Source organism: Brevundimonas sp. (assembly GCF_036677305.1).
In the GTDB taxonomy this organism is placed as follows: Bacteria; Pseudomonadota; Alphaproteobacteria; order Caulobacterales; family Caulobacteraceae; genus Brevundimonas.
Map to the genome: position 1 here is coordinate 15,252 of NZ_JAKFEB010000174.1, position 12,717 is coordinate 27,968.

15 protein-coding genes are annotated in these 12,717 nt (G+C 67.3%); 11 read left to right on the forward strand and 4 right to left on the reverse strand.

Features of this window, described 5'->3' with window-relative positions; genetic code table 11:
• Window positions 1–2: 2 nt before the first annotated feature.
• The 11 genes from rpmD (at window position 3) to V6M42_RS10030 (ending at window position 9,578) form a co-directional block, all read left to right on the forward strand.
• Window positions 3–200 (forward strand): 50S ribosomal protein L30, encoded by a 198-nt coding sequence (gene rpmD / locus V6M42_RS09980; RefSeq protein WP_292100103.1) that lies wholly within the window; start codon window positions 3–5, stop codon window positions 198–200.
• A 221-nt stretch (window positions 201–421) separates the two neighbouring features.
• A complete protein-coding gene (gene rplO / locus V6M42_RS09985) occupies window positions 422–1,015 on the forward strand; it encodes a 50S ribosomal protein L15 (protein ID WP_442880951.1) in 594 nt (197 codons plus the stop codon).
• A gap of 104 nt (window positions 1,016–1,119) precedes the next feature.
• Window positions 1,120–2,511 (forward strand): preprotein translocase subunit SecY, encoded by a 1,392-nt coding sequence (secY, locus tag V6M42_RS09990; protein ID WP_332659863.1) that lies wholly within the window; start codon window positions 1,120–1,122, stop codon window positions 2,509–2,511.
• Between the two features lie 22 nt (window positions 2,512–2,533).
• Window positions 2,534–3,106, forward strand: a complete 573-nt coding sequence (locus V6M42_RS09995; RefSeq protein WP_332659864.1) for an adenylate kinase — start codon at window positions 2,534–2,536, stop codon at window positions 3,104–3,106.
• A gap of 59 nt (window positions 3,107–3,165) precedes the next feature.
• Entirely contained in the window at window positions 3,166–3,879 is a 714-nt protein-coding gene (locus V6M42_RS10000; RefSeq protein ID WP_332678368.1) for an energy transducer TonB, read from the forward strand.
• Between the two features lie 141 nt (window positions 3,880–4,020).
• Entirely contained in the window at window positions 4,021–4,389 is a 369-nt protein-coding gene (gene rpsM, locus V6M42_RS10005) for a 30S ribosomal protein S13 (RefSeq protein ID WP_055832177.1), read from the forward strand.
• Between the two features lie 9 nt (window positions 4,390–4,398).
• Window positions 4,399–4,788: a 30S ribosomal protein S11 gene (rpsK, locus tag V6M42_RS10010; protein WP_013268944.1), complete on the forward strand. Its 390-nt coding sequence runs from the start codon at window positions 4,399–4,401 to the stop codon at window positions 4,786–4,788.
• 88 nt (window positions 4,789–4,876) lie between these two features.
• A complete protein-coding gene (locus tag V6M42_RS10015) occupies window positions 4,877–5,896 on the forward strand; it encodes a DNA-directed RNA polymerase subunit alpha (RefSeq protein WP_056615276.1) in 1,020 nt (339 codons plus the stop codon).
• A gap of 101 nt (window positions 5,897–5,997) precedes the next feature.
• Window positions 5,998–6,417, forward strand: a complete 420-nt coding sequence (gene rplQ / locus V6M42_RS10020; RefSeq protein ID WP_055832183.1) for a 50S ribosomal protein L17 — start codon at window positions 5,998–6,000, stop codon at window positions 6,415–6,417.
• 202 nt (window positions 6,418–6,619) lie between these two features.
• The gene (locus V6M42_RS10025; RefSeq protein ID WP_332659659.1) at window positions 6,620–9,013 is read left to right on the forward strand and encodes a TonB-dependent receptor; all 2,394 of its coding nucleotides are present in this window, start codon (window positions 6,620–6,622) and stop codon (window positions 9,011–9,013) included.
• Between the two features lie 94 nt (window positions 9,014–9,107).
• Complete coding sequence (locus tag V6M42_RS10030) at window positions 9,108–9,578, forward strand: GNAT family N-acetyltransferase (protein ID WP_332678369.1); 471 nt, start codon at window positions 9,108–9,110, stop codon at window positions 9,576–9,578.
• Window position 9,579: 1 nt separating this feature from the next.
• On the opposite strand, the gene V6M42_RS10035 is transcribed toward V6M42_RS10030, so the two are convergent.
• Genes V6M42_RS10035 through V6M42_RS10050 form a run of 4 tightly spaced genes read right to left on the reverse strand, consistent with a single transcriptional unit; the run spans window position 9,580 to window position 12,695 of the window.
• Window positions 9,580–10,485, reverse strand: coding sequence for a hypothetical protein (locus V6M42_RS10035; protein WP_332678370.1), 906 nt, complete (start codon window positions 10,483–10,485; stop codon window positions 9,580–9,582).
• A 4-nt stretch (window positions 10,486–10,489) separates the two neighbouring features.
• Window positions 10,490–11,362: a hypothetical protein gene (locus V6M42_RS10040; RefSeq protein ID WP_332659656.1), complete on the reverse strand. Its 873-nt coding sequence runs from the start codon at window positions 11,360–11,362 to the stop codon at window positions 10,490–10,492.
• Complete coding sequence (locus tag V6M42_RS10045) at window positions 11,352–12,254, reverse strand: ABC transporter ATP-binding protein (RefSeq protein ID WP_332678371.1); 903 nt, start codon at window positions 12,252–12,254, stop codon at window positions 11,352–11,354. The genes V6M42_RS10040 and V6M42_RS10045 overlap by 11 nt, the downstream gene beginning before the upstream one ends.
• 48 nt (window positions 12,255–12,302) lie before the next feature.
• Complete coding sequence (locus tag V6M42_RS10050; protein WP_332659653.1) at window positions 12,303–12,695, reverse strand: bleomycin resistance protein; 393 nt, start codon at window positions 12,693–12,695, stop codon at window positions 12,303–12,305.
• Window positions 12,696–12,717: the final 22 nt, after the last annotated feature.

Genomic DNA, 12,717 nt, shown 5'->3' on the forward strand with positions numbered 1-12,717 from the left:
CCATGGCCAAGACTGAATCCAAGACCACCGTCACCGTCCGTCAGACGGGCTCGCCGATCCGCCGCAAGTCGGACCAGCGGGCCACCCTGATGGGTCTGGGTCTCAACCGCATGGGCCGCGAGTCCACGCTGGAAGACACCCCTTCGGTCCGCGGGATGATCGCCAAGGTCGCCCACCTGACCGAGATCGTCGAAAAGTAACGTGCGTAATTCTCCCTCCCCCTTGTGGGGAGGGACGTCGCCGCTTGCGGCGACGGGGTGGGGGCGGCTATAGGCCGCCTTCAATTCGTTTCGGGGATGTCTCGTCGAGCCCTCCCCACCCGGCCGCTTCGCGGCCACCCTCCCCATAAAGGGGAGGGAGATCAGAACAACAGCCGAGTCCGGGTCTGACCCGGGCGCTAGCACCCGAAAGGATCAGGCACATGAAACTGAACGAAATCCGCGACAACGAAGGCGCCCACAAGAAGCGCATGCGCGTCGGCCGTGGCCCGGGCTCGGGCAAGGGCAAGACCGCCGGTCGCGGCGTCAAGGGCCAGAAGTCCCGTTCGGGCGTCGCCATCGGCGGCTTCGAGGGCGGCCAGATGCCGCTGTACATGCGCATGCCCAAGCGCGGCTTCAACAATCCGAACGCGCTGAAGCTGGCCGAAGTGAACCTGTGGCGCCTGCAGGACGCCGTGGACGCCAAGAAGCTGGACATCAAGGGCGAGATCAAGGGCGACGCCCTGGTCGCGGCCGGCGTGATCCGTCGCGTCAAGGACGGCGTCCGCATCCTGGGCACCGGCGAGATCAAGTCCAAGCTGAACCTGGTCGTCTGGTCGGCCTCGGCCGGCGCCGTCAAGGCGATCGAAGCCGCCGGCGGCACCGTCGTTCAGGAGCGTATCGCTGCTGAAGCCAAGGCCGCCGCGCGCGTCGAGAAGCGCAACGCCGCCAAGGGCAAGGTTCCGGCCGCCAAGGCTCCCCGTGGCGACGCCAACAAGATCTCGGCTCGCACGACCCGGACCGCCGCCAAAAAATAAGCTTGAGGGGCGCTCTCGCTAAGAGGGCGCCCTTCGCCTATCTGGACCGTGGCGACGGATTCCTGTCCGATGCGCCGCGTTCTGATCAGTCGGGGTGACGACACATGGCTTCGGCCGCCGAACAACTCGCAGCAAACATGAACATGGGCTCGTTCGCCAAGGCGACCGAGCTGCACAAGCGTTTGCTGTTCACGATCCTGGCCCTGCTGGTCTACCGCATCGGCACCTATGTGCCGATCCCGGGGATCAACTCGGAAGCCTTCCTGCAGTTCTTCCAGAACCCCGAAGGCCAGCGCGGCATCCTGGACATGTTCAACATGTTCTCGGGCGGCGCCGTCGAGCGCATGGCCGTCTTCGCCCTGAACGTGATGCCCTACATCTCGGCGTCGATCATCGTCCAGCTGATGGGCGCCGTGTATCCGCCCTGGGAGAAGCTGAAGAAGGAAGGCGGCGAAAGCGGCCGCAAGCAGCTCAACCAGTACACCCGCTATCTGACCGTGGTCCTGGCCCTGTTCCAGTCGGCCGGCATCGCCGTCGGCCTGAACGCCCAGCCCGGCCTGATCGACCAGCCCGGTCTGTTCTTCATCGTCTCGACCGTCACCGTCCTGACCGGCGGCACCATGTTCCTGATGTGGCTGGGTGAGCAGGTGACCGCGCGCGGCGTCGGCAACGGCATCTCTCTGATCATCTTCGCCGGCATCGTCGCCGTCCTGCCCGGCACCATCGCCCGCATGTTCGGCCTGGCCCAGCAGGGTCAGATCTCGGCCTTCACCCTGCTGTTCTTCGCCGCCATGGCGATCGGCGTCGTCGTCTTCATCGTCTTCATGGAACGCGCCCAGCGCCGGCTGCTGATCCAGTATCCGAAGCGCCAGGAAGGCAACCGCATGGCCGGGGGCGAGCGTTCGTTCCTGCCGCTGAAGGTCAACACCGCCGGCGTCATCCCGCCGATCTTCGCCTCGTCGCTGCTGATGCTGCCGACCACGGTGGCCCAGATGACGGCCAACGCCGACCTGCCGTCGTGGATGGCGTGGCTGCCGGTCGTGACCGCGGAGATGCAGCACGGCCGCCCGATCTTCATGCTGCTGTACGGCGCGCTGATCGTCTTCTTCACCTTCTTCTACACCTCGATCACCTTCAATCCCGAGGACACGGCCGAGAACCTGCGCAAATACGGCGGCTTCCTGCCGGGCATCCGGCCGGGCAAGCGGACGGCGGAATACCTGGACTATGTCCTGACCCGCCTGACCGTGATCGGCGCCGCCTACATCACGGCGGTCTGCCTCCTGCCGGAAATGCTGATGGCCAACTCGGGCATGGGCCCGGCGGTGATCGGCGGCACCTCCATCCTGATCGTGGTCTCGGTGACCATGGACACGGTGGCGCAGATCCAGTCCCAGTTGCTGGCTCACCAGTACGAGGGCCTGATCAAGAAGGCCAAGCTGCGCGGCCGAGGCCGAACCCCGGGCAAGGGCGTGACCGCCCCGGCCCGGCGCTAGAACCTTCGGGGGAGGGGCGGCGATGAACCTGATCCTGTTCGGACCGCCCGCGGCGGGCAAGGGCACCCAGGCCAAGAGGCTCGTGGAGAGCCGCGGCATGGTCCAGCTTTCCACCGGCGACATGCTGCGCGAGGCCATCGCCTCGGGCTCCGAGCTCGGCAAGGAGTGCCAGGCCATCATGTCGCGCGGCGACCTGGTGTCCGACGCCATCGTCATCGCCCTCATCGAGGCCCGGCTGAAAGAAGCCGAGGACGCCGGGGGCGCCATCTTCGACGGCTTCCCGCGCACCGTGGCCCAGGCCGAGGCGCTGGACGCCATGCTGGCCAAGCTGGGCAAGAAGATCGACCGCGTGGTTCGCCTGAAGGTGGACGACACGGCCCTGCTGGAACGGATCAGCAAACGCTACGCCGACCAGGGCCGTCCGGACGACAATCCCGAGAGCTTCAAGGTCCGGCTGGACGCCTACAACCGGAACACCGCGCCGCTTCTGCCCTACTACGCCGACAAGCGGCTGCTGACCGAGATCGACGGCATGGGCGCGATCGCCGATGTGGCCGCGGCCATCGACGCGGCGCTGGACGGCCCCGCGACCTGAACCAGGCCTGACCTTTTGGCGCTCCCGCGCGTTCATGTCCCCGGTGGCATGACAGGAGCGTGAAGATCAAACCCCACTGGCTGACAAGGAAGCGGCTGCGCACGGCCGGCATCGTGGCGGTCGTGGCGGCCGGGCACGCGCTGGTGTTCGCCATCGTCGCACGCCCCCAGCCGACCCCGCCCATGCTGCCGCCGTTCCCGCCGATGAGCGTGGTGCTGTTCCGTCCGACCCCGCCTCCGCCGCCTCCGCCTCCGCCCCTGAAACCCACGCCTGATCCCGGCGGCGGCAAGCCGGCCGCGCCGTCGCGCGTCCACGTCACGCCCAAACCGCCCCCGAAGGCGGAACTGCCCGCGCCTCCCAGGCCCGCCCCGGAGCCTGCTCTGGTCGTCGGCGCGGCCCCGGTCGCCGGCCCGACGCCCGGAATGGGGCAGGGCGGCACGGGGAACGGGACCGGCACGGGCGACGGCGACGGAGAAGGCTCAGGCTCCGGCGGTATCGGCCCCCGGTTCATCCGTGGCGCAAGCCAGGAAGAGATCTTCCGTGTCATTCCCCGGGGCCGCCGCTCGGGTCGCGGGTCCGTGAACTGCGTCATCCGCCTGGACGAGCGCCTCGACGCCTGCCGGATCGTCAGCGAGACGCCGCCGGGGCAGGGGTTCGGGCCCGCCGCCGTGACCGTGGCCGAGACCTATTTCCGCTTCCGCCCGCCGATGAGCGCCTCGGGACGGCCCGTCGAGGGGCAGCGGGTGACGGTTTTCGTCCAGTTCGGACGCTGACCGGCGCAGGCCGCAGCCGCGTCAGGCGTTGACGCGGAGTGAATCCCCTGTATAAGGCGCGCTTCCGCGAAGGGCGTCGGCGCTCCTGGTCTGTTGACCGGAGCGTTTGTTGCGTCCGCCAACGCGTATCTGGAGAGCTTCGTGGCCCGTATCGCTGGTGTCAACATCCCGACCAACAAGCGCGTAGAGATCGCGCTGCAGTACATCCATGGCATCGGCGCCCACGCCGCCAAGGAAATCACGACCAAGGTCGGCATCGAGCCCGCCCGCCGCGTGAACCAGCTGACTGACGCTGAAGTGCTGCAGATCCGCGAGACCATCGACCGCGATCACACCGTCGAGGGCGACCTGCGCCGCGAGACGTCGATGAACATCAAGCGTCTGATGGACCTGGCCTGCTACCGCGGCCTGCGTCACCGCAAGGGCCTGCCGGTCCGCGGTCAGCGCACGCACACCAACGCCCGCACCCGCAAGGGTCCCGCCAAGCCGATCGCCGGCAAGAAGAAGTAAGAGATAACGATGGCCAAGGAACCGGGTCGCGTAAAGAAGCGCGAGCGCAAGAACATCACCTCGGGCGTCGCCCACGTGAATGCGTCCTTCAACAACACCATGATCACGATCACCGATGCCCAGGGCAACGCGATCTCGTGGTCGTCGGCCGGACACATGGGCTTCAAGGGTTCGCGCAAGTCGACCCCGTACGCCGCCCAGATGGCCGCCGAAGACGCCGGCAAGAAGGCGCAGGAACACGGCGTCAAGACGCTGGAAGTCAACGTCTCGGGTCCCGGCTCCGGCCGCGAGTCGGCCCTGCGCGCCCTGCAGTCGGTCGGCCTGACCATCACCACCATCCGCGACGTCACGCCGATGCCGCACAACGGTTGCCGTCCGCCCAAGCGCCGCCGCGTCTAAGCGAACTCCGACCGACTAACTATCTCCGCCGGTCCTGCCGCCCCTGACGAGGAGCGAGGGACCGGCGCTCCGTTTTCGAGGGACACCCATGATCGAACGTAACTGGCAAGAGCTGATCCGTCCCGAGAAGCCGCAGATCGAGGCGAGCTCCGACCCGCAGCGCAAGTCGCGCCTGGTCGCCGAGCCCCTGGAACGCGGCTTCGGCGTGACGCTCGGCAACGCCCTGCGTCGCGTTCTCCTGTCGTCGCTGCAAGGCGCCGCCGTGACCGCGATCCAGATCGACGGCGTCGTCCACGAATTCTCGTCGCTGGAAGGCGTGCGGGAAGACGTCGTCGACATCGTGCTGAACATCAAGCAACTGGCGCTGCGCATGCACGCCGAAGGCCCCAAGCGCATGACCCTGCGCGCCACGGGCCCCGGCGCCGTCACGGCCGGCCAGATCGACGTCCCGTCGGACATCGAGGTGCTGAACCCCGACCACGTGATCTGCACGCTGGACGAAGGCGCTTCGGTGCGCATGGAACTGACCGTCCAGAACGGCAAGGGCTATGTCGCCTCCGAGCTGAACCGTCCGGAAGACGCCCCGATCGGCCTGATCGCCGTCGACGCCCTGTATTCGCCGGTCAAGCGCGTCGCCTATCGCGTCGAGCCGACCCGTCAGGGCCAGTCGCTGGACTATGACAAGCTGATCCTGGAAGTCGAAACCAACGGCGCCGTCTCGCCGGTTGACGCGGTGGCCTACGCCTCGCGCATCCTGCAGGACCAGCTCCAGATCTTCATCACCTTCGACGAGCCGAAGAAGGCCGTGGAAGCCGCCGACGGCAAGCCCGATCTGCCCTTCAACCCGGCCCTGCTGAAGAAGGTGGACGAGCTGGAACTGTCGGTGCGTTCGGCCAACTGCCTGAAGAACGACAACATCGTCTACATCGGCGACCTGATCCAGAAGACCGAGGGCGAAATGCTTCGCACCCCGAACTTCGGCCGCAAGTCGCTGAACGAGATCAAGGAAGTCCTGATGACGATGGGGCTCAGCCTCGGCATGGATGTGCCGAACTGGCCGCCTGAAAACATCGAAGACCTGGCCAAGAAGTTCGACGACCAGATCTAGTTTCAACCCTCCGCCCTTGGCCCGTCGGGTCGCGGAGCGGTTAGAATGAGAGAGCCCCAGGTCCGCAAGCCGGATACCAGGGTTGAGTAGGAGAGACCCCGATGCGCCACGGCGCCGCCTATCGCAAGCTCGGTCGTACGAGCGCACACCGGACCGCCATGTTCGCCAACATGGCTGCGTCGCTGATCAAGCACGAGCAGATCACGACCACGCTTCCCAAGGCGAAGGAACTGCGTCCCTTCGTCGAGAAGCTGGTCACGCTCGCCAAGAAGGGCGACCTGCACGCACGCCGTCAGGCCATCAGCCAGGTCCGCGACGTTCCGCAGGTCGGCAAGCTGTTCGAGACGATCGGCCCGCGCTACGCCGAACGTAACGGCGGCTACATCCGCATCATGAAGGCCGGCTATCGCCACGGCGACAACGCCGCCATGGCCGTGATCGAGTTCGTCGACCGCGACGCCGACGCCAAGGGCCTGGACTCGGGTCCGGTCTACGCCATCGAGGGCGACGACGAAGCGTAAGCACGCTTCCCGTCAGGGGCTTGAGAAAAGGGCGGCCGGTGCGAACCGGCCGCCCTTTTTCCTTGTCCGGCGCCGTACCCAATCGTGACAAATTCGAGACAGGCGAGCGGTCTTGGGCAACCGGGAGCCGCCCGGCGACGCCCGTTTGGCGTGCGACGTGGTACTTTCCTCTTTCAGGAGAATTTTTCGGAAGGGGACTCGTATGCGTCGCTTAACCCGGTTCAACGTCCTGCAGCGTTCCGCGCTTCTCGCGGCCACATCCTTCGCCGCTCTTGCCGGCGCACCCTCGATCGCCGCGGCCCAGACCCAGGAGCCGACCGTTCTGGACGAGGTGATCGTCACCGCCACCAAGCGCGACTCGACGATCCAGGACGTTCCCTTTTCGATCAACGCCCAGACCCAGGAAGACATCCAGCGATCGGGCGCGGTCAATCTGGAGGACCTGTCGCGCAATGTCGCCGGCCTGACGATCCAGAACCTCGGGCCGGGGCAGAGCCAGGTGGCCGTGCGCGGCGTTTCCGCCGGCCAGGTCGTGCGCGACCAGCCGGGCGTGAAGGAGCAGGTCGGCGTCTACCTCGATGAGTCGGTGATCTCGCTGTCGCTGTTCACGCCCGACTTCGACCTGTTCGACCTGAACCGCGTGGAAACCCTGCGGGGACCCCAGGGGACCCTGTTCGGTTCCGGATCGGTCGGCGGCACCATCCGCTACATCACCAACCAGCCCCAGCTGAACCAGCACGGCGGCCTGATCGAGGGCAACGTCAACCTGGTCGACAACGAGACGGTCGGGGGCCACCTGAAGGCGGCGGTGAACGTGCCGGTGAGCGACATGCTCGCCGTGCGGGCGGTCGCCTATCACACCAACTACGGCGGCTATGTCGACGCCCTCGGCGAGGGCGGGCGGCGGACCGACAACGTCAACGGCGGCCACCGCACGGGCGGCCGCCTGGCCGTGCTGTTCCAGCCGAACGAGGCGGTCAGCATCACGCCGCGGATCGTCTACCAGGAGATCCGCGCCGACGGCTTCAACCGGCAGGAGGCGTTCAACCTCTTCGCCAACCCCTTCACCACGACCCGGCCGGCCATCACCATGGGCGAGCGCGAGCAGTATCTGCTGCTCAGCGAGAGCTTCGCCGACGATTCCATGCTGGCCGACCTGACCATGTCGTTCGACATGGGCGGCGTCGTCCTGGATTCGATCAGCACCTATATCGACCGCAGCATCCTGCTGAACCGCGACGCCAGTTCGCTGACGGGCAGCGTGTCGGTCGATCTGGGGTATCCGGCGGCGGCGGTGACCCTGCCGTCGACCCTGGTCGACACGACCGATCTCAAGCAACTGACCCAGGAGGCCCGGCTCAGCTCGGACAGCGACAGCCCCTTCCAGTGGCTGGCGGGGGTCTTCTATTCCCGGATCGAGCGCCGCTACAGCCAGCGCCTGCCCACACCGGGCTATGACGCCTTCACCGACGCCGTTCTGGGCGCCGGTACGTCGGCCGCCGTCGCCAACGGCTTCCCTGCTGACTCGCCCTACAACGCCGACCTTCCGTATGACATCGACCAGGCGGCCGTGTTCGGCGAGGCCAGCTATGACTTCGGCCAGTGGACCGTCACGGGCGGCGGCCGCTTCTACGACTTCAAGGAAGAGCGCCGCTTCACCTCCGGCGGCCTGTTCGCCAACGGCGACGACCAGACCGACACGACCTCGTCCCAGGGGTTCAACCCGCGCGTCCTCGTGAGCTATGAACTGTCAGACGACGTCACCTTCAACGCCCAGGCGGCCCAGGGCTTCCGGCTCGGGGGCGTCAACGATCCGCTCAACCTGCCCCTCTGCACGCCGCAGGACGCCGCCATCTTCGGCGGATTCCAGTCCTATGAGGACGAGAAGCTGTGGAACTACGAGGCCGGGGTGAAGTCCCGCTTCGGCGGCATGACCCTCAATGCGGCGGCCTTCTACACCGACATCGAGAACCTGCAGACGACGCTGGACGCCGGCTCGTGCTCGTCGCGCGTGGTGTTCAACGTGCCCGAGGCCCACACCATGGGTCTGGAGGCGGAGTTCTACGGCGAGATCATGCCGGGCCTCGAGATCGGGGTTTCCGGCAGTTTCGTGGAGGCCCAGTTCGACTCCACCGTCGTGGACGGCACGGGCGCCGTCATCGGCGGCATCCGGGAAGGCAACCGCCTGCCGTCGGTGCCCGAGTTCCAGATCTCGCTCAACGCCACCTACACCCGCCCGATCAACGATCATGCGGACGGCTATATCACCGCCTCCTTCCAGCACGTCGGCAGCCGCTTCACCCAGGCCAGCGATCAGGAAGACAATCCGCGCAGCTTCGTCTCGGGCCTGCCGTTCGGCGGGGCCTCCGGGAACGACGCGACGGTGCTGGACCTCGAACTGCCCAGCTACGAGCTCTTCAATCTGAGCGGCGGGGTGTCGATGGACAGCGGTCTGGACTTCATCATCTACGTCAACAACGTCTTCGACGAGAACGCCCTGCTGTCGTTCGACCGTGAACGCGGCGGCCGGGCCCGCCTGGGCTATACGGTCGGGCAGCCGCGTATCTTCGGCATGACGGTGCGCAAGACGTTCTGATCCGCGGTCAGGGGCGAAAAGAGAAGGGCGGCCGGTTCGCGCCGGCCGCCCTTTTCTTTGCGGATCGAACGCCCAGATGAAGAGAGGAGGGCCCATGACGACACCCGAAGTCTCCATCGAAAACTATCGCCCGGACCACGCCGCCGCCTGGCGGTCGCTGAACGAGGACTGGCTGATCGCCGGCGGCTATGCGCTGGAGGCCAAGGACCAGCTGGTTCTGGGCGACCCGCAGGGCGCGATCCTCGACAAGGGCGGCTTCATCTTCATCGCCGAGCAGGACGGACGACCCGTCGGCTGCTGCTCGCTGATGGCCATGGCCGACGGCGGCTATGAGGTCGGCAAGATGATGGTCCTCGCGGACCTGCGCGGCCGGAATCTGGGCTGGCGGCTGCTCGACGCCTGCGAGACCGCCGCGCGGGCAGGGGGCGCGCCGCGCCTGTATCTCGAGACCAACAAGGCCCAGACCCACGCCATCGCCCTGTACCGCCGGTTCGGCTTCGTCGACCTGCCGCCGCAGCCGACGCCCTACGCCCGCTGCGATGTGTGGATGGAAAAGCGGTTCTGACCTATTCCCGGGCCGGAGGCGCCTGCTCGCGGTCCCGGACCATGGCGCCGCTCACGGCCCCGCTCTGCGAGTCCGGGTTCTTCTGGTTCAACTCCGCGTCATAGAGGGCGGTCAGATACGACCGGTCCCAGTCCGTGAGGCTGTCGACGGCGGACGGGGCCTGGAAGAGATTCAACACCGTCGGATAGGGTGTGAGGTCCGCTTCCGGGTCGATCTGGGCGAAGGCGACCATGGCCACATAGTCGCTGAGTTGCTGGAAATTCACCCCGACCGCCCGGTCGATGTCCACGATGACGAAGGCGCGGCGCAGGTCGTTGCGGAACTCGGTTCTCAACAGGCCTCCGAGCGTCGCCAACCTGGGCGGGGCCTCTCCCGGCATTCGAACGGCGGGCACGCCCGTGTCGGAATCGATGGGTATGGCCACGTGCCACCAGCGAACCGGGTCGTCCGTGGTCCGGAACCGCTCCAGTGCGGCGGCGCTGCGCGCGGCCCCTGCATAGTTCGGTCGGAAGGCGTTGGGCCGGGTTTCGATCAGGGCCGTGGCGAGGCCGACGGCGTCGTGTGTCGCCAGCACCAGAATGTTCGGGCTGCAGCCTGGCTCGCCGATCTCCAGACCGATATCGAGCGCGACGCGCGACACCCGATCGATCATGACCTGGGCGGGCTCGCGCCTCAGATTCACCACGCCGACGCAAACCTTGCGGTCCCAGCGGGCGGGGCCGCGCCCCCGGGGCGGTTCCGCGACCTCGTCGACGAAATTCTCGATCATTTCCCGCAGCGGCCGGCCGGTGACCAGCACGTCCTCGATCTCGACGGGGTCGCCCGCCGCCGGAACCTGGGCGCCGGGGAGCGCCTGCGTCGCGGGGCTGGCCAGGGCGAGAAGGAGGGCGGCCTGAACCGGAAGCATGGTCCTACTCCTTCGAGAGGTCCTGCCTCGGGAACCAGGCGAGGGCCGCCGCCAGCGGACCGAAGGTCCAGAGTGCAAGACTGGTCCAGGCCTTGACCGCCATCCCGTCGGGCAGGGCCGCCGCACTGGCGCCGCCCTCGATCAGGGCCTTGACCGCGTCGGTCGCCGAGCCGGGATTCACCAGCACGGCCAGCCAGGCGTCAGGAGTGATCCCCATAGGCACCAGCATCTGCGGCGAGAAGAACTGCGCCACGCCGACCACCAGCGGGATGAACAGCGCCGCCAGCAGGGACCGGGTCACCACGGCCGCCAGCATCCCCATCATCGTGAACTGAAGGATCCGAAGCCAGGACAGGCCGGTGAAGGCCAGGAATTGGCCCGCCATCCCGCCCGTCATGGAGAACGTCAGCTGACGCTCGAACACCGCCGCACGGATCAGATTTTCGGCGAGCGAGGCGATCAGCATCAGCGCCATCGCCGCCAGCGCGAGCCCCGCCACCGTGGTCAGCTTGGCCAGCAGCAGGTTGGAGCGGCTGTTGCGCGCGCTGATCAGCCGCCAGGTCTCCCAGCGGTAGTCGCCCGCATAGAGGGTGGCCGCGCCGATCAGGACGAACAACAGGACCAGCGGGTTGGCGAGTCCGCCTGCACCGGCGACCAGGGCATGGCCCATATCCAGCGTGCCCCGGCCCATGGCTTCCTTCAGCTCGGGCGGCATCTGGGCGTCGCCCAGAATCTTGGTCTCGCTGCCCTTGAGCACGAAACTGGTGATCGCCCCGATGACCAGGGAGAAGATCGGCACGAACAACAGACTCCAGAACAGGGCCGTCCTGTTCTTCGACAGGCGGAAGCTTTCCGCGCGGATGGCGTCAACCAGCATGGGGCGTCTCCTGATGGCCGGTCTCGCTCATGAACACGCTCTCCAGATCGGCGCCGACCCAGCGCGCCTCGTCGATCTCGATCCCGGCCTCAACCAGGGCCTTGATGAGGGCGGGGGCTTCGGCGCGGGCGATGTTGGCCAGGACCGCTCCGCCGTCCCGGGCCCCGTTCGCGCCCAGAATTTCAGCGACCCGCTCCACCGGCTTGACCGACAGGCGCAGGCGTTCGCCCGTCGCCGTCAGTTCGCTGACCGCGCCTTCGCGCACCAGCTTGCCGCGGTTCATGATGGCGACGCGATCGCAGACGCGCTGGACCTCCAGCAACTGGTGGCTGGCCAGGACCACCGTCACGCCGTCGTCGTCGGCCAGGGACCGGATCAGGGCCCGCATCTCCTGAATCCCGGGGGGATCCATGCCGCTGGTCGGTTCATCCAGAATGACCAGTTCGGGCTTGCTCAGCAGGGCGCCGGCGACGCCCAGACGCTGCAGCATGCCGACCGAGAAGCCGCGCACCTTGCGGTCGGCGGCCTCGGTCAGGCCGACGCGGTCCAGCCAGCGGGGAATATCGGCCTCGGCCGCCACGCCGTGCTCCAGCGCCAGCCAGCGCAGCACCTGGCGGGCCGTCATGTAGGGCGGGAAGCGGGGGGTCTCGATCATCGAGCCCATGCGGCGCATGGCGGCCACGTCGCCGACGCCGCCGCCCATCACCGTCGCCGTCCCGTCCGAGGCCCGGATCAGGCCCAGCAGGATGCGGAACAGCGTCGACTTTCCGGCCCCGTTCGGGCCCAGCACGCCATAGACGCCACCCCTCGGGATCGACAGGTCCAGCCCGTCGAGGGCGCGCACTTTTCCGTAGGTCTTGGTCAGCCCACGGGTTTCGATCACGGTTGTCATGCCGTCAGCTTGGCCTTGCGCCGCCGGTTCGCGCAAGACGTCGACGGATTAAGCTTTCGCAACCTCGGCTTGCGGAATGGCCATGCCGAAGGCGATCAGTTCGCCGTCCGGAGCCAGCACCAGCAGTTCGCGCTGGTGATAGGGCTTGTCCGCCGGGCCGTGCACGTCCCCGGGCGGCAGTGTGTCCAGCTTCGGTTTCAGCTCGGCGTACAGGGCGTCCACGTCGCGTACGTCGATGTAATAGGCGAAGCGGCGATGGCCCGGCGTCGCCTCGCAGTCCTCGGTCTGCAACAGCCGGAAGCCGACCGTCTCGCGGTGGATGTAGGCGTAGCCCGGCTGTCGGAACGGCACGGTGAAACCGAGAATGTCCGTGAAGAAGTCCAGCGCCTTCTGCAGGTCCGCGACATGCAGGAAGGGCGTCACCTGAAGGAAGTTGGTCATGGGGCCTCCGCCCTGACCTTAC

Bases quoted from the DNA above. Each gene is read 5' to 3' on its own strand.
- rpmD (WP_292100103.1), top strand. From the start codon at position 3: ATGGCCAAGACTGAATCCAAGACCACCGTCACCGTCCGTCAGACGGGC.
- rplO (WP_442880951.1), top strand. From the start codon at position 422: ATGAAACTGAACGAAATCCGCGACAACGAAGGCGCCCACAAGAAGCGC.
- secY (WP_332659863.1), top strand. From the start codon at position 1,120: ATGGCTTCGGCCGCCGAACAACTCGCAGCAAACATGAACATGGGCTCG.
- V6M42_RS09995 (WP_332659864.1), top strand. From the start codon at position 2,534: ATGAACCTGATCCTGTTCGGACCGCCCGCGGCGGGCAAGGGCACCCAG.
- rpsK (WP_013268944.1), top strand. From the start codon at position 4,399: ATGGCCAAGGAACCGGGTCGCGTAAAGAAGCGCGAGCGCAAGAACATC.
- V6M42_RS10015 (WP_056615276.1), top strand. From the start codon at position 4,877: ATGATCGAACGTAACTGGCAAGAGCTGATCCGTCCCGAGAAGCCGCAG.
- rplQ (WP_055832183.1), top strand. From the start codon at position 5,998: ATGCGCCACGGCGCCGCCTATCGCAAGCTCGGTCGTACGAGCGCACAC.
- V6M42_RS10025 (WP_332659659.1), top strand. From the start codon at position 6,620: ATGCGTCGCTTAACCCGGTTCAACGTCCTGCAGCGTTCCGCGCTTCTC.
- V6M42_RS10030 (WP_332678369.1), top strand. From the start codon at position 9,108: ATGACGACACCCGAAGTCTCCATCGAAAACTATCGCCCGGACCACGCC.
- V6M42_RS10035 (WP_332678370.1), bottom strand. From the start codon at position 10,485: ATGCTTCCGGTTCAGGCCGCCCTCCTTCTCGCCCTGGCCAGCCCCGCG.
- V6M42_RS10040 (WP_332659656.1), bottom strand. From the start codon at position 11,362: ATGCTGGTTGACGCCATCCGCGCGGAAAGCTTCCGCCTGTCGAAGAAC.
- V6M42_RS10045 (WP_332678371.1), bottom strand. From the start codon at position 12,254: ATGACAACCGTGATCGAAACCCGTGGGCTGACCAAGACCTACGGAAAA.
- V6M42_RS10050 (WP_332659653.1), bottom strand. From the start codon at position 12,695: ATGACCAACTTCCTTCAGGTGACGCCCTTCCTGCATGTCGCGGACCTG.